General features: G+C 61.5%; 12 protein-coding genes. 5 read left to right on the plus strand and 7 right to left on the minus strand.

The window, feature by feature from the left end:
* Window positions 1–20 precede the first annotated feature (20 nt).
* The 5 genes from ACGYLC_RS07755 to ACGYLC_RS07775 all read left to right on the plus strand — a co-directional run bounded on the left by ACGYLC_RS07755 (window position 21) and on the right by ACGYLC_RS07775 (window position 5431).
* The gene (locus ACGYLC_RS07755; RefSeq protein WP_394422436.1) at window positions 21–1130 is read left to right on the plus strand and encodes a carboxylate-amine ligase; all 1110 of its coding nucleotides are present in this window, start codon (window positions 21–23) and stop codon (window positions 1128–1130) included.
* Between the two features lie 81 nt (window positions 1131–1211).
* On the plus strand, window positions 1212–2354 hold the full coding sequence (locus ACGYLC_RS07760) for an acyl-CoA dehydrogenase family protein (protein WP_394422437.1): 1143 nt from the start codon (window positions 1212–1214) through the stop codon (window positions 2352–2354).
* 8 nt (window positions 2355–2362) lie between these two features.
* Window positions 2363–3406, plus strand: a complete 1044-nt coding sequence (locus ACGYLC_RS07765; RefSeq protein ID WP_394422438.1) for an enoyl-CoA hydratase/isomerase family protein — start codon at window positions 2363–2365, stop codon at window positions 3404–3406.
* On the plus strand, window positions 3403–4287 hold the full coding sequence (mmsB, locus tag ACGYLC_RS07770; RefSeq protein ID WP_394422440.1) for a 3-hydroxyisobutyrate dehydrogenase: 885 nt from the start codon (window positions 3403–3405) through the stop codon (window positions 4285–4287). Before ACGYLC_RS07765 ends, mmsB begins: the two co-directional genes overlap by 4 nt.
* 79 nt (window positions 4288–4366) lie before the next feature.
* Window positions 4367–5431: a transketolase gene (locus tag ACGYLC_RS07775; protein WP_394422441.1), complete on the plus strand. Its 1065-nt coding sequence runs from the start codon at window positions 4367–4369 to the stop codon at window positions 5429–5431.
* Between the two features lie 36 nt (window positions 5432–5467).
* Here ACGYLC_RS07775 and uvrA read toward each other — a convergent pair whose 3' ends face one another.
* The 7 genes from uvrA to queA form a co-directional block, all read right to left on the minus strand.
* A complete protein-coding gene (gene uvrA, locus ACGYLC_RS07780; RefSeq protein WP_394422442.1) occupies window positions 5468–8353 on the minus strand; it encodes an excinuclease ABC subunit UvrA in 2886 nt (961 codons plus the stop codon).
* Between the two features lie 66 nt (window positions 8354–8419).
* On the minus strand, window positions 8420–9595 hold the full coding sequence (locus ACGYLC_RS07785; RefSeq protein ID WP_394422444.1) for an MFS transporter: 1176 nt from the start codon (window positions 9593–9595) through the stop codon (window positions 8420–8422).
* 6 nt (window positions 9596–9601) lie between these two features.
* Window positions 9602–10165 carry a methyltransferase domain-containing protein gene (locus ACGYLC_RS07790; protein ID WP_394422445.1) on the minus strand — a complete coding sequence of 188 codons (564 nt, stop codon included), beginning with the start codon at window positions 10163–10165 and terminating at the stop codon, window positions 9602–9604.
* A 73-nt stretch (window positions 10166–10238) separates the two neighbouring features.
* Window positions 10239–11633, minus strand: a complete 1395-nt coding sequence (gene lpdA / locus ACGYLC_RS07795) for a dihydrolipoyl dehydrogenase (RefSeq protein ID WP_394422446.1) — start codon at window positions 11631–11633, stop codon at window positions 10239–10241.
* 97 nt (window positions 11634–11730) lie between these two features.
* Entirely contained in the window at window positions 11731–12330 is a 600-nt protein-coding gene (locus tag ACGYLC_RS07800) for a DUF924 family protein (protein WP_394422447.1), read from the minus strand.
* A gap of 65 nt (window positions 12331–12395) precedes the next feature.
* The gene (locus ACGYLC_RS07805) at window positions 12396–13730 is read right to left on the minus strand and encodes an MFS transporter (protein ID WP_394422448.1); all 1335 of its coding nucleotides are present in this window, start codon (window positions 13728–13730) and stop codon (window positions 12396–12398) included.
* A gap of 72 nt (window positions 13731–13802) precedes the next feature.
* On the minus strand, window positions 13803–14867 hold the full coding sequence (queA, locus tag ACGYLC_RS07810) for a tRNA preQ1(34) S-adenosylmethionine ribosyltransferase-isomerase QueA (protein WP_394422450.1): 1065 nt from the start codon (window positions 14865–14867) through the stop codon (window positions 13803–13805).
* Between the last annotated feature and the right edge of the window lie 26 nt (window positions 14868–14893).

The raw sequence follows: 14893 nt of genomic DNA on the forward strand, positions 1-14893 counted from the left end.
CCCTGCCAAAGGTCAGAGCCATGCAAAAAGAATTCACCATCGGAATCGAAGAAGAATACCTTCTGGTCGACGCGGATTCACTGGCTCTGGCCGACGCCCCCGAAGCGCTGATGGAGGAGTGCCGCAAGGAGTTGGGCGATCAGGTCAGCCCCGAATTCCTGCAATGCCAGATCGAGATCGGCACCAAGCCCTGCAAGACCGTGGCCGAGGCCCGCGACGACCTGCGCCACCTGCGCGCCACCATCGCCCGGCTGGCGGGGAACCATGGCCTTTCCCCCATCGCTGTCGCCTGCCATCCCTTCTCGGATTGGAAGACCCAAGGCACGACCGAGAAACAACGCTATTCGCAGCTTGAATCCGAGTTGGAGGACATCGCCCGCCGGATGCTGATCTGCGGCATGCATGTGCATGTCGGCATCGACAGTGACGACCTGCGCATCGACCTGATGCCGCAGCTATCCTATTTCCTGCCGCATATGCTGGCGCTTTCCGCCTCCTCGCCGTTCTGGCAGGGCGAGGACACGGGGCTCGCCTCCTACCGCATGTCGGTGATGGACAACATGCCCCGCACCGGCCTGCCGCCGCAGTTCGACAGCTGGGCGGCCTACGAGCGGACCACCGGCACGCTGGTCGACCTCGGCATCATCGCCGACACCTCAAAGGTCTGGTGGGATCTGCGGCCTTCGGTCCACTACCCCACGCTGGAGACGCGAATCTTCGATGTGCAGCCGCAGTTGTCGCATACGCTTGGCCTTGCCGGGTTGACGCAGGCGCTATGCCGGATGCTGCTGCGCCTGCGTGACAGCAACCTGAGCTGGCGCAAATACGACCGTTTCCTGATCGGCGAGAACCGCTGGCGCGCGCAGCGCTACGGCACCGGTGACGCGCTGATCGACTTCGGCGATCGGCAGATGAAACCCTTCGACCAGCTTTTCGACGAGATTGTCTCGATGCTGGCCGAGGATGCCGAGGCGTTTGGCTGCCTCGACGAAGTCTGCGCCCTGCGCGAGGCGGCGCGGGGCGAAACCTCCGCCACCCGTCAACGCAAGGTCTGGGCCGAGGCCCCCGAGGGCGAAGGCGGCAAAGCCGTCGTGCGCCATCTGATCGAGGAATACCACGCCGATCTGTGACGCTTGTTGCGACTCCTTTCGGCTGATAGAATTAAACAAGTGTTCAGTTCCAAGGACACATGACTTCAGGGAGGAGCCGCGATGGATTTCGCATTGAACGAGGAACAGACCGCCATTTTCGATATGGCCCACGCCTTCGGGCAGGACAATATCGCCCCCCATGCCCATCAGTGGGAGAAGGACGGCACCATTCCCAAGGAGTTGTGGCCGCAGATCGGTGAGTTGGGTTTTGGCGGGCTTTATGTCTCCGAGGAGACCGGCGGCGCGGGGCTCACGCGCCTCGACGCCACGCTGGTCTTCGAGGCGCTCTCGATGGCCTGCCCCTCCGTCGCGGCGTTCCTTTCGATCCATAACATGTGCGCTAAGATGCTCGACACCTTCGCCAGTGACGAGATGAAAGCGCGCGTCATGCCCAAGGTGCTCACCATGGAGACGGTCCTGAGCTACTGCCTGACCGAGCCCGGCTCCGGCTCCGATGCGGCGGCGCTCAAGACCCGCTGCGAGCGCACCAACGAGGGCTATACGCTGAACGGCACCAAGGCCTTCATCTCGGGCGGCGGCTATTCGGACGCCTATGTCACCATGGTCCGCACCTCCGACGAGGGCGCGCGCGGTGTCTCCACCGTCTATGTCGAGGACGGCACCCCGGGCCTCAGCTTCGGCGGTCTGGAAGACAAGATGGGCTGGCGCAGCCAGCCGACGGCGCTGGTGCAGTTCGACGATTGCAAGATCGGAGCCGAGAACCTCGTCGGGGAAGAGGGCAAGGGCTTCAAATACGCCATGGCCGGCCTCGACGGCGGGCGGCTCAATATCTCCGCCTGCTCGCTCGGCGCCGCGCAGACCGCGCTGAACAAGACGCTGGACTACATGGGCGACCGCAAGGCCTTTGGCCAAACCATCGACCAGTTCCAGGGGCTGCAGTTCCGCCTTGCCGACGTGGAGATCGAGCTTCAGGCCGCCCGCACCTTCCTGCGTCAGGCGGCATGGAAGCTCGACACCGGCGCGCCCGACGCCACCAAGTTCTGCGCCATGGCCAAGAAATTCGTGACCGAGACCGGCAGCAAGGTTGTCGATCAATGTCTGCAACTGCACGGCGGCTACGGCTACCTTGCCGACTACGGCATCGAGAAGCTGGTCCGCGACCTGCGTGTGCACCAGATCCTCGAAGGCACCAACGAGATCATGCGCGTGATCGTTGCCCGCGACATGCTTAAGAACCGCTGAGGCCGTCCATGAGTGACATCGACATCCGCAAAACGGGGCGCGCGGGCCGCATCACGCTGACGCGTTCCAAAGCGCTGAACGCGCTAAGCTACGACATGTGCATCGCCATCGAGAAGGCGATCGACGCTTGGCGCGACGACCCGGAGGTCGCTGTCGTGGTGCTGGATGCGGAAGGCGAAAAGGCCTTCTGTGCTGGCGGCGACGTGGCGCAACTCTACCAGACCGGCAAGGACAGTGACCTCGACTTTGCCCGGCAGTTCTGGGCCGATGAATACCGGCTCAACAACAAGCTGCACGGCTATCCCAAGCCGGTGATCTCCTTCATGCAGGGGTTCACCATGGGCGGCGGTGTCGGCATCGGCTGCCACGGCTCGCACCGCGTGGTGGGCGAGACGAGCAAGATCGCCATGCCGGAATGCGGCATCGGGCTGGTGCCGGACGTGGGCGGCACGCTGCTGCTGGCGCATGCGCCGGGGCGGATGGGCGAATATCTCGGCCTCACCGGGGCGCGCATGGGGCCGGCGGATGTGCTGCACGCGGGCTTTGCCGACTGCTTCATCCCCGAAGACCAATGGCCCGCGCTGATCGCGCAACTGGAAGAAAACGGCGATCCCTTCATCCTCGACCGCGCGGCGACCACCCCGCCCCCGTCCAAACTGGCCGAGGTTCAGGAAGAGGTCGACCACCTCTTCGCCCCGGAGAATTTAGAAAAGATCGAAGCCACATTTTCCATATCGGAAAGCGCCTTCGCCACCGAGACGCTGAAGACCCTGCGCCGCAACTCCCCCCTGTCGATGGCCTGCACGCTGGAAATGCTGCGCCGTCTGCGCGGTCCGGGCATCGGCATGGTCCCGGCGCTGCAACAGGAATACCGCTTTACCGCGCGGTCGCTTGAAAAAGGCGACTTCATCGAAGGCGTGCGCGCCGCGATCATCGACAAGGATCGCAGCCCCAACTGGCAACATGCCGATTGGGATGTACCGCAGGCCGATGTCGACGCCATGCTCGCCCCCTTGGGCGACAACGAATTGAAGTTGGAGGAAAATTCATGAGCAAACTCACAATCGGTTTCATCGGTCTGGGCAATATGGGCGGCCCGATGGCGGCCAATCTCGCCGCCGCGGGTCATACGGTGCGCGGCAATGACGTGGCCGGCACCACCGCCGAAGGGGTCGCCGAGGCCAAGACCATCGCCGAGGCGGTCGCCGATGCCGATGTCGTCATCACCATGCTGCCCAATGGCGCGATCCTGCGCCAAGTCGCCGAAGAAGCGGTTGCCCATATGGCCCCGGGTGCCTTGCTGATCGACTGCTCCACCGTTGACGTGGAAAGCGCGCGCTTCGCGGCGGATGCGGCGCAGAAAGCCGGACTACTCTTCGTGGACGCCCCCGTCTCGGGCGGCATCGGCGGCGCGCAGGGCGGCACGCTGACCTTCATGGCAGGCGGTGCTGAGGCGGCCTTCGAGAAGGCCAAACCGCTCTTCGACATCATGGGTCAGAAAGCCGTTCACTGTGGCGATGCAGGCGCGGGCCAAGCTGCGAAAATCTGCAACAACATGATCCTCGGTGCCACGATGATCGCCACCTGCGAAGCCTTCGCACTGGCCGACAAACTGGGCCTTGATCGCGAACGGATGTTCGATGTGGTCAGCACCTCCTCTGGCTATTCCTGGTCAATGAACGCCTACTGCCCCGCCCCCGGCGTCGGCCCCCAGTCACCTGCAGACAACGACTACAAACCGGGTTTTGCCGCGGAACTGATGCTGAAAGACCTTGGCCTGTCGCAACAAGCCGCCGAAATGGCCAATGCAGACACCCCGATGGGCGCATTGGCGAAAGAGCTCTACACCCGCTTCGTCGAAGAGGAAGGCGGCAAGGGCAAAGACTTCTCTGCCATGCTGCCCCGTTTTGAAAAGCGCGGTTGGCAAGGTTAAGCTGATCGCATTCTTCTCGGGAACGACCTGATCCGGGCAGGCGTTGGCTTCAGAACGATCCTATCTATGGAGATCCCTGATGCGACGCCTGCTCTTCACCACGATCCTGACGACCGCCTGCGCGGCGGGCCCGCTGGCCGCCGCCGGAACCGGCTTTGCCCCGGCCCTGCCTGCCACCGCTGTCAACACCGATGGCCCCGAGACGCTTTGGCTCGCCAAAGACGATAAGGGCAAGGACAAGAAAGACAAAAAGGCAAAGAAGAAGGAAAAGCACGAAAAGAAGGCGGAGAAAAAGAAAGACAAGCGCGACAAGACGGCTGAAAAGTACAAAGAGAAAAAGGCAAAGAGAGACAAGAAGGACGACAAGGTCGAGATCAAGGTCAATGGCGACAAGGTCAAGATCAAGGGCGATAAGATCGAACTGCCGAAGGGCATTGACCGTGCCGAGTTTGATCAGCGCGTGACCCGATTTACCCAAGACCGCGAGACCACCGTCACCCGTCTTCTGAACACCCCCGCCCCCGAGGGGCGCGACATGGCCGTCATCCTCGGCGCCGCAGCCCTGGCATTGGCCGCGCCTGACCTGAATGCCGCCGCGCTTCCCGAGGAAGAGTTGATCACCTATCGCAATTGCCCGCCCGGACTGGCCAAGAAAGACCCGCCCTGTGTCCCGCCGGGCTTGGCGAAACAAGGCGTGTCCTATGAACAATGGGCAAGCTATTCCGATGATCAACTCAATGCGCTGTTGGAAGAGCGCCGCGAACCCTATCTGGAGGCCGACCCCCTTACGGAACGCGAATTGCTTTTGCTGCGGTCGGATCAAATCGCGCAGCTCTACAACCTAGACGCTGCCCCCGACGGGCATCGCTACGCCTTGATCGACGGGCAGCCTGTGCTGCTCAGCAACGAAGATCACACCGCCCTGCTGCGTATCAACGAACTCGCCCGGGTGCCGACCATCGGATCAGGCATCAACGTCGCACCGACCGCAGCGCTTACTCAGGCCGATCTGATTAACCTCTACGGCTTAGAGGCACCACAAGACGGCTATAACTACGCGGTTTTGAACGGTCAGGTCATCGCGCTGAAAGACAGCGCCTATGAAACCTTGCAGTTGATCCGCATCGCCCGCGCCGTGCTCTAAGGACACAGCGCTGGCAAAGCGTTTGGGTGGCGGCGGTTATTCCGCCGCTACTTTCGTTTGTTTATGCAGCATCGGCTTGAGGTATTTGCCCGTGTAGCTCTCAGCCACCTCGGCGACCTTCTCCGGCGTGCCCGTGGCCACGACCCGACCCCCGCCGTCCCCCCCTTCGGGGCCAATATCAATGATATGATCCGCGGTTTTCACCACGTCGAGATTGTGTTCGATCACCACAACGGAGTTGCCCTGATCCACCAGTTCATGGAGCACTTCCAAGAGCTTACGCACATCTTCGAAATGCAAACCGGTGGTCGGCTCATCGAGGATATAGAGCGTGCGGCCCGTGGAACGCTTGCTGAGTTCCTTGCTAAGCTTCACGCGCTGCGCCTCTCCGCCGGAAAGGGTCGTCGCCTGCTGACCGACCTTGATATATCCAAGTCCGACCCGCATCAGCGCATCCATCTTCTCACGGATCGACGGCACCGCGGCAAAGAAGCTTTGCGCATCTTCCACAGTCATATCAAGAACATCGGCGATGCTCTTGCCCTTGAACTTGACCTCCAGCGTCTCGCGGTTATAGCGCGCGCCCTTACAGGTCTCACATTCAACATAGACATCCGGCAGGAAGTGCATCTCGATCTTGATGACCCCATCGCCCTGACAGGCTTCACAACGCCCCCCCTTCACGTTGAAGGAAAAGCGCCCGGGCTTGTAGCCCCGCTCCTTGGCCTCCGGCAGACCGGCAAACCAGTCGCGGATCGGGGTGAAGGCGCCGGTGTAAGTTGCTGGATTAGAACGCGGAGTTCGCCCGATCGGGCGCTGGTCGATATCGATGACCTTATCGAGATGCTCCAACCCCTTAATGGTCTGACAGGGCGCAGGCGTCTGCCGCGCCCCATTGAGGTTCATCGAAGCGGTCTTGAACAATGTCTCAATTGTCAGGGTGGATTTGCCGCCCCCCGACACGCCCGTGACGCAAACGAATTTCCCCAGCGGAAAGTCCACCGTCACATTCTGTAAGTTGTTGCCAGTGGCTTTTACCACCTGCAACTTTTTCTTATTCCCCTTGCGCCGCTTTACCGGGACGGAGATTTCGCGAACGCCGGTAAGGTATTGGCCCGTCACAGAATTCGGATCAGCTGCAACCTCTTGCGGCGTGCCATGGCTGACAACCTGCCCGCCGTGCACCCCTGCTCCCGGCCCGATGTCAAAGACGTAATCCGCTTCGCGGATGGCCTCTTCATCGTGCTCCACCACGATCACGGTGTTCCCCTGATCGCGCAGGTTCTTCAAGGTATCGAGCAGACGGTCATTGTCGCGCTGGTGCAGACCAATTGACGGTTCATCCAGAACGTAAAGGACGCCCGTCAACCCGGAGCCGATCTGGCTTGCCAAACGAATGCGCTGGCTCTCACCGCCACTTAAAGTACCACTTGAACGTGACATCGTAAGGTACTCTAGACCAACGTTATTTAGAAATCCGAGACGCTCCCGGATTTCCTTCAAAATGGCCCGCGCAATTTCGTTCTTCTGATCGGTCAGGTGGTTCGGCACCGTCTGACACCAGTCGAAGGCCTCGCGGATCGACATCTCGACCACTTTGCCGACATGCAACAATTCATCTTCGCCGCCGTCCCGCGGGCCAATCCGCACCGCCAATGCTTCGGGCCGCAGGCGATAGCCGCCGCAGGTGCCGCAGGGACGGTTGTTCTGGTAGCGTTCGAACTCTTCGCGGACCCAATTACTGTCGGTTTCGCGGTAGCGCCGCTGCATATTGGGGATCACCCCTTCGAACACCCGCTTGACCTCATAGACGCGGCCACCCTCGTCATAACGGAAGGTAATTTCTTCCTTACCGGAGCCGTGGAGGAAGACGTTCTGCACTTTTTCAGGGAGGTCTTTCCAGCGCGTCTTCTGATCGAAATTATAATGTTTCGCAATGGCTTCGATGGTCTGCTTAAAGTAAGGTGACTTTCCCTTACGCCACGGCGCCAGCGCCCCGTCGTAGATCTTCAGGTTCTGATCCGGCACCACCAAACGCTCGTCGAAGAAAAGCTCGACGCCAAGGCCGTCGCAAGACGGGCAAGCCCCAAAGGGCGCGTTGAAAGAAAACAGCCGAGGCTCGATCTCTGGAATGGTGAAGCCACTGACGGGACAGGCAAATTTCTCAGAGAACGTATGGCGTTCCGGTTCACCTTCACTGGGGGCCGTCTCCAAAACGGCGATCCCATCGGCAAGGTCGAGCGCGGTGCGGAGCGAGTCCGCAAGCCGCGTTTCCAAACCTTCGCGCACCACGATCCGATCGACGACAACGTCGATGTCATGGCGGAATTTCTTATCCAAGGTGGGCGGCTCATCGAGATCATAGAAGTCGCCATTCACCTTGACCCGCTGGAAACCCTGCTTGCGCAACTCAATGAATTCCTTGCGGTATTCACCTTTCCGGTCGCGGATGATGGGGGCCAGCAGATAGGCCCGCGTGCCCTCTTGCATCGTCATGATCCGGTCGACCATGTCCTGCACCTGCTGGGCCTCAATGGGCTTGCCGGTGGCGGGGCTATAGGGCGTGCCGACGCGGGCGAAAAGCAGACGCAGGTAGTCGTAAATCTCGGTCACCGTGCCAACGGTCGACCTCGGGTTCTTCGAGGTGGTCTTTTGCTCGATCGAAATGGCGGGGCTGAGGCCGGAAATGTGATCGACATCCGGCTTTTGCATCATATCAAGGAACTGCCGCGCATAGGCCGAGAGCGATTCCACATAGCGCCGCTGCCCTTCGGCATAGATCGTATCGAAGGCAAGGCTCGACTTGCCCGAACCAGAAAGCCCGGTGATTACAACCAGTTGATCCCGTGGAATATCCACGTCGATGTTTTTCAAATTATGCTCGCGCGCGCCGCGCACTTCAATGTTCTTCAGCTCAGCCATCACATGCCCCTCTTAACGATTTGTACATAGGTGCTGATGCAGTGTTTTCCAACGGAAAAGTGAGAACTAAACAGGAACGCGCTGCCTGCGACGCCGGGCCGCACCGAGGAGGAGATGTGCCACAAGCCCCATGATAAAAGCCCCGCCCGCGAGGAGCGGCAGCGCCGCGGCGCCGAAGCTTGCCAGTCCGAAGGCCATGACCGGCGTGCCAAGGCTGTTGCCGAGGTTGCCCATCTGCGCCACGGCGCCGTTCGCCTGCGCCTGCGCGGCGGGGCCGGTGTTCAGCTGCGCCACGGCAGTAAAGCTGGCCCCTTGGATCAGCCCCATGGCACCTGCAAGCGCCAGACAGGCCAGCGGGGCACCGGGGGCGAGCCAAAGCCAAACCATGGAAAGGGCCGAAAGGCCAAAGCCCGCTTGCACAACATAGACCGCTGGCAAGTGGCGCAAAAGCGCCACGCCGATGGTCATCGACACCGCGATGCTGGTGAGCGGCATGGCCGCCATGGTGACCACCCGCCATGCCTCGGGCAGGTAGGGCGGCAAGACAGTGAGGATGGAGACAAAGCTGAATGTATAGAACAGCCAACCCGCCGCCGGGGCGGAAAGGAAGGGTGACCAGTAAATCGCAAGGTGATCGCGGAGCATCTGCGGCAGGGAGAACGGCGGCTGTGCGCCCTCCTCCGGCAAGCTGCGCAGGCTGGCGGAGAGCACCAGCGCGCAGCCCGCCATATAGGCCGCGTGAACGGCGAAAAGCGCTGGCACACCCCAGCCCAATGCAAGCGGGCGGCCGAGAAGCGTGAGGATCGCGAAGGCCACGCCGAAGAAGGTGCCCCAGAGGGTCAGGGTAAACCCGCGGTCTTTTACGGCGCTCAGCTGCGCAATGAGGGTCGGCGCGGCGACGACGATGGCCAGATGCGACAGCCCTTCGACGACACGGCTGGCCAACATCCAGCCAAAGCCCGGCAAGAGCGCCTGAAAAGCCGATACTGCCGCGCCGAGCCATAGCGCGAAGAGGAGCGCACGGCGATAGCGGACCCGGGCGACCACCAACCCCGCCACGACACCGAGGAGAATACCGACACCACCCACCAAGGACACCAAAAACCCAAGCGCCGCCCCGGCCTGCGGATAGATACTGGGCAGCAGGTCGAAGATGACACTCATCTTGCCATATTGCGCTGCCGCCCCCAGCCCCGCGGCCCAAAGTGCGAAGACGCGCAGAAAAGAGGTGTGTTCAGCCATCTGCCCTCAAGCCTTCTGGGCCAGCGCCCAAGCGCAAAGCGGCATTTCGGGGTCGTTGGTCAGATCATCTGTGGCCTTGTCGAAAGCCGGGGGCCAGTCAGCCTCCAGATTGCGGGCGGCCGCGGCGCGGTTGCCCCATTGTTTGGCGGTGATCCGATGCGCCTCGAACCCGGCTTCGATGAGCAGATTTTTCAGACCCCGGGCAGACCAGCGCGAATTGTCATTCGGGGCGGCATGGAAGGGGATGAAAAACGGCACGGCGATCCAGAAATATCCGCCCGGCCTGAGCATCTGTTGAACATGCCCCAAGGCCGTATAGGGCCGATCAAGATGCTCCCACACCTGATTGGCGAGGATCAGATCGAACTGCCGCACGGCACCGCTCGCGGGATCGGTGAAGGGCCCTGCGCAGATATCATAGGTTGGATAGGTGAACTGAGTATAGCTTTTGAACGCGAACCGTTTGCCGAACTTGCCCGAGATCTCGGCGGCATCCAGCGTTTCAGGGGTCAAACCACCGATCATCCGGCGGGTGCTGCGATGCATGACGACACGGTTAAGGCTGACCACGACAGGGCTCCCGACGGTTTGGCCAAGGTGCGGCGGGGCACAGCACGTCGAACGCGCCCTGCCCCCGCGCACCCTACATATGGATCACGCGGTCGAAAGCGTCGAGCACCGATTCATGCATCATTTCGCTTAGTGTCGGATGCGGGAAGACGGTGTTCATCAGGTCTTCTTCGGTGGTCTCAAGCTGGCGCCCCACGACATAGCCTTGGATCAGCTCCGTCACCTCGGCGCCCACCATATGCGCGCCCAGAAGCTCGCCGGTTTTGGCGTCGAAGATGGTCTTCACCATCCCCTCGGGCTCGCCCAAGGCCACGGCCTTGCCATTGCCGATGAAGGGGAAGCGCCCGACCTTGATCTCATAGCCCTGTTCCTTGGCCTTCGCCTCGGTCAGGCCGACGGAGGCGACTTGGGGGTGGCAATAGGTGCACCCGGCGATGCTTTCGGGTTTGACGGGATGGGGTTTCTGACCCGCGATAAGCTCGGCCACCATGACCCCCTCGTGGCTGGCCTTATGCGCAAGCCAGGGCGCACCGGCGATGTCGCCGATGGCAAAGAGCCCATCGACCCCGGTGCGGCAGTATTCATCCGTCACCACATGGGTGCGGTCGACCTTGATGCCAAGCTCTTCCAGCCCCAGCCCTTCGGTATTGCCGACGATGCCGACGGCAGAAATCACGGTGTCGAACTCAAGCTTCTCGACCTTGCCGTCCCGTTCGATATGGGCGGTGACCTTGTCGTCCGCACGGTCGAGTTTCTTGACCGTGGCCCTTTGCATGATGGTCATGCCTTGTTTCTCGAATGCCTTTTTGGCGAATTTCGAAATCTCTTCGTCTTCGACAGGCAGCACGCGGTCCATCACCTCAACCACGGTCGTGTCGGCGCCAAGGGTGTTGTAGAAGCTCGCAAATTCGATGCCGATGGCACCGGACCCGATGACCAGCAGTTTTTTGGGGTCATGCGCGGGCTGAAGGGCGTGGCGATAGGTCCAGACGCGTTTGCCGTCCGCTTCAAGCCCCGGCAGTTCGCGGGCCCGTGCGCCGGTGGCCAGCACGATGTTCTTGGCCGTCAACTCTTCGCTGCCCTTGTCGGTTTTGACGGAGACCTTCCCCTTCGCGGGGATCGAGGCTTCGCCCATGAAGACCTCGACCTTGTTTTTCTTCAGCAGGTGTTTCACCCCGCCTTCCATCTGTTTGGCCACTCCGCGCGAGCGTTTGACCACGGCGGCAAGATCATAGTCGATCTTATCCGCCGCCAGACCGAAATCCTTGGCGCGATGCATCAGGTGGAACACTTCCGCCGAGCGCAGCAGCGCCTTGGTGGGGATGCAGCCCCAGTTGAGACAGATGCCGCCGAGGTTCTCCCGTTCGACCACCGCAACCTTGAGGCCAAGCTGGGCGCCACGGATCGCGGCGACATAGCCGCCCGGCCCCGCACCGATCACGATCAGATCAAAGGATTTGGCAGCCATGGCAAGGACCTCGCGTTAGGGTTTGCAAATATAGTTTACCGCTAAACCATATTTGCAATCGCCACAACCACGCGTGTGGCCCCCACCTGCCGAAGGCTCAGGCCGCTTGCCGTTCCGCGCGCAGTTCCTTGACCGTGCGGCCATAGCCGCCCGCGTTAAGGTAGGAGGTTTCCTGCGCGGTGAAACTGCGTGACAGCGCCTTATTGCGATAGGGAAAACGGCCAAACTGGCGGATCACTTCGCGGTGGGCGCGGGCGTGGAGCAGGTTGCTGCCGTCGCTTTTCGGCATCCGTTCGCACATCAGACGCACGCAGCGGTCCTGATCGCAGAGGTTCTCGGAATGCATCAGCGGCAGATAGAAGAACTGCCGCTCGGGCGCCTCCACGCGCATGTCCCAGCCTTTCTCGATCGCCAGTTTTGCCGCCGCCAGCGCGATACGGTCGCTGGAAAACGCCTTGCCCGTGTCGCGGAACATGTTGCGCGGGAATTGATCGGTCAGGATCAAAAAGGCCAGCGCGTCGGTGGGGTTGGTCAGCCAGTGGTTCAGTTTCCCGGCTTGTGCCTCATTCCAGAGCCCCTCGAAACGCGCGCGGATATCGGCATCCAGCGTTTCGGAACTGTTGTACCACCCGGCTGGGCCGACGTCTTCGAGCCAGAAATTCAGTACGTCTTGGGGTTCTGCATTTGTGGCAGCCATCCCGCACACTCCTTTGCCGCAATCTGGGCGTTTCGTTAAAGTTAAGAACGTCTTACCGCAAAAGCCTAGTCACGTTTTATGTCATCCGCGACATCGTTATCGCTATCACGGCCGTTTTTATCCGCTTCGGCGTTTTCTTGAGCAGCGTCCTCGACGGCGTCCTGCTCTGCTTCAATGGCATATTCCTGCGCGATTTCCACGGCCACAGCGGTGGCAGAGGGGTAAATCGGCACGTAGCTGCCTGTCTCATCAACCGGAACAGCAGCACGCTGCGTTTTACGGTAGGAAGCATAGCTCGCCAGTGCGGCAAAAAGCACGGCAGTAAAGAGGTAAAAGCCACCCGGGCCAAGCGCCGTGCCCATCATCCAACCGGTAATCACAGGGCCAAGGACCGCGCCTAAGCCGTTGATAAACAACATCCCGCCTGAGGCCGCAGCCATGTCCTCTTGTTCGAGGAAGTCGTTGGTATGGGCCATGATGAGCGAGTAAAGCGGGTTCGACATGCCGCCCACGACAAAGGCCGTGGCGAGCAGGATCGGAAAGATATGCCCCAGCATCATCCCGACCATGGAGCCCGCGCCACCGATCAGCGCGGTGATGACGATCAGGCTGCGTCGGTCCATCCGGTCAGAAATCCAACCGATGGGATATTGCAGGATCACCGAACCGACAAAGAAGGCCGCCACAAAAAGTGAGATCTGCGCGACGCTCAGCCCCGCCTCGGCGCCATAAACCGCCGCCATGCCGAACTGGGCCGAGAAGACGCCGCCCAGAAGGAACATGCCGACGCAGCCGAGCGGCGAAGTCTCCATCAGGGTGCTCAGGCTCATTGGTTTGGTGGTGCCGAAGGGCGGTGTGGGGCTGATCGACAAAAGGATCGGCGTGACCGCGATGCTCACCAAGACCGAAGGAATGACAAAGAGCACGAAGCCCGAAGGGTCAGCCGTCAGCAGCAGCGCTTGGGCGATAACGATGCCGAGAGTTTGGACGATCATATAGGCCGAAAGCGCCTGCCCCCGGTTCTCGTTCGTGGCGGCATTGTTGAGCCAGCTTTCGGCGGTGACATAGACAGCGGAAAAGCAAAAACCGATGAGCACCCGGCCAAGCGACCAGACGATGGTGTTGGGGAATGTCGGGTAGAGGATCATCACCGCCGAGATCAGTGACGCCAGCGCCGCGAAAACCCGCACGTGGCCCACTCGCCGGATCATCCCCGGCGCCATCCGCGACCCGCCCAAGAAACCGACGAAGTAAGCCGACATGACGATCGACATTTGCAGGGTCGAGAAACCTTCGATGCCGCCGCGGATACCCAGCAATGTGCCCTGCATGCCGTTGCCGACCATCAAAAGGCACATGCCCAGCAAAAGCGCCCATGCGCTTGAAACCACTTGAATCATCAGTCAATTCCTTGTTCGCTCAAGCCCTCCCATGGACGGCAATCGCAGGCTAGTCACCCCCTAGTGCGACATTCAAGCGGGTTTTTGCGCCTCGGGCAGCAGAAGGGAAGAGTCCCCATAGGAGAAAAAGCGGTACCCCTCGCCGATGGCATGGGCATAGATATCTTTCACCCGCTGCACCCCCATGAGGGCCGAGACCAGCATCATCAGCGTGGATCTGGGCAGGTGGAAATTCGTCATCAGCCCGTCGGTGACGTTGAACTGGAACCCGGGCGTGATGAAAATGTCGGTATCCCCTTCCCAAGCGGTGATGTCACCATCGCGAGCCGCCGTCTCGATCAGGCGCAGGGCGGTGGTGCCCACGGGGATCACGCGCCCTCCGCCGGCGCGGGTGGCGGCAATCTCTTCGGCGGCCTTTGCGCTGACCCGGCCCCATTCGGCGTGCATCTTGTGTTCCGAGATGTCGTCGACCTTGACCGGCAGGAAGGTGCCCGCGCCGACATGCAGGGTGACATGGCTAAAGGTGACGCCCTTCGCGGCCAGCGCTTCGAGCAGCGCCTCGTCGAAATGTAGCGAGGCCGTGGGCGCCGCGACCGCGCCCGCGTGGCGGGCAAAAACGGTCTGGTAGTCTGTCATGTCCTGCGCATCAGCGGCGCGTTTGGCGGCGATATAGGGCGGCAGCGGCATCGCGCCCGCCGCATTGAGCGCCGCGTCGAAGTCATCGCCCGCGCAGTTGAACCGCAGATGCCCCTGCCCGTCTTCCACCGCTTCCAGCGTGGCGCGTAGATCATCGGAGAAGATGACTTCTTCGCCGATTTTCAGCTTGCGCAGCGGTTTGATCAGCGCCGACCATGTGCCATCGCCGCGCGGCTCCAGCAGGGTGACCTCGATCTTGGCCTGCACCGCCCCTTGGGCCGAGGCGCGGTGGCGGATACCGCTCAGCCGCGCGGGGATCACGCGGGTGTCGTTCAGCACCAGTCGGTCGCCGGGGCGCAGCCAGTCTGTCAGGTCGGTCACGCGCCGGTCGTGCAGAGCGTCGCCCTCGGCCACCAGCAACCGCGCAGAGGAGCGCGGGTTGGCGGGACGGGTGGCGATCAGGGTCTCAGGCAGATCGAAATCGAAATCGGATAGCTTCATCGGCGCGGCTCCGGGTCTGGCGGCAG

Origin of the sequence: Sulfitobacter sp. 1A12157, from assembly GCF_043557345.1 — a bacterium.
In the GTDB taxonomy this organism is placed as follows: domain Bacteria; phylum Pseudomonadota; class Alphaproteobacteria; order Rhodobacterales; family Rhodobacteraceae; genus Sulfitobacter.

Excerpts from the sequence above, each read along its gene's own strand:
- ACGYLC_RS07755 (WP_394422436.1), top strand. The coding sequence starts at position 21 with ATGCAAAAAGAATTCACCATCGGAATCGAAGAAGAATACCTTCTGGTC.
- ACGYLC_RS07760 (WP_394422437.1), top strand. The coding sequence starts at position 1,212 with ATGGATTTCGCATTGAACGAGGAACAGACCGCCATTTTCGATATGGCC.
- ACGYLC_RS07765 (WP_394422438.1), top strand. The coding sequence starts at position 2,363 with ATGAGTGACATCGACATCCGCAAAACGGGGCGCGCGGGCCGCATCACG.
- mmsB (WP_394422440.1), top strand. The coding sequence starts at position 3,403 with ATGAGCAAACTCACAATCGGTTTCATCGGTCTGGGCAATATGGGCGGC.
- ACGYLC_RS07775 (WP_394422441.1), top strand. The coding sequence starts at position 4,367 with ATGCGACGCCTGCTCTTCACCACGATCCTGACGACCGCCTGCGCGGCG.
- uvrA (WP_394422442.1), bottom strand. The coding sequence starts at position 8,353 with ATGGCTGAGCTGAAGAACATTGAAGTGCGCGGCGCGCGCGAGCATAAT.
- ACGYLC_RS07785 (WP_394422444.1), bottom strand. The coding sequence starts at position 9,595 with ATGGCTGAACACACCTCTTTTCTGCGCGTCTTCGCACTTTGGGCCGCG.
- lpdA (WP_394422446.1), bottom strand. The coding sequence starts at position 11,633 with ATGGCTGCCAAATCCTTTGATCTGATCGTGATCGGTGCGGGGCCGGGC.
- ACGYLC_RS07800 (WP_394422447.1), bottom strand. The coding sequence starts at position 12,330 with ATGGCTGCCACAAATGCAGAACCCCAAGACGTACTGAATTTCTGGCTC.
- ACGYLC_RS07805 (WP_394422448.1), bottom strand. The coding sequence starts at position 13,730 with ATGATTCAAGTGGTTTCAAGCGCATGGGCGCTTTTGCTGGGCATGTGC.
- queA (WP_394422450.1), bottom strand. The coding sequence starts at position 14,867 with ATGAAGCTATCCGATTTCGATTTCGATCTGCCTGAGACCCTGATCGCC.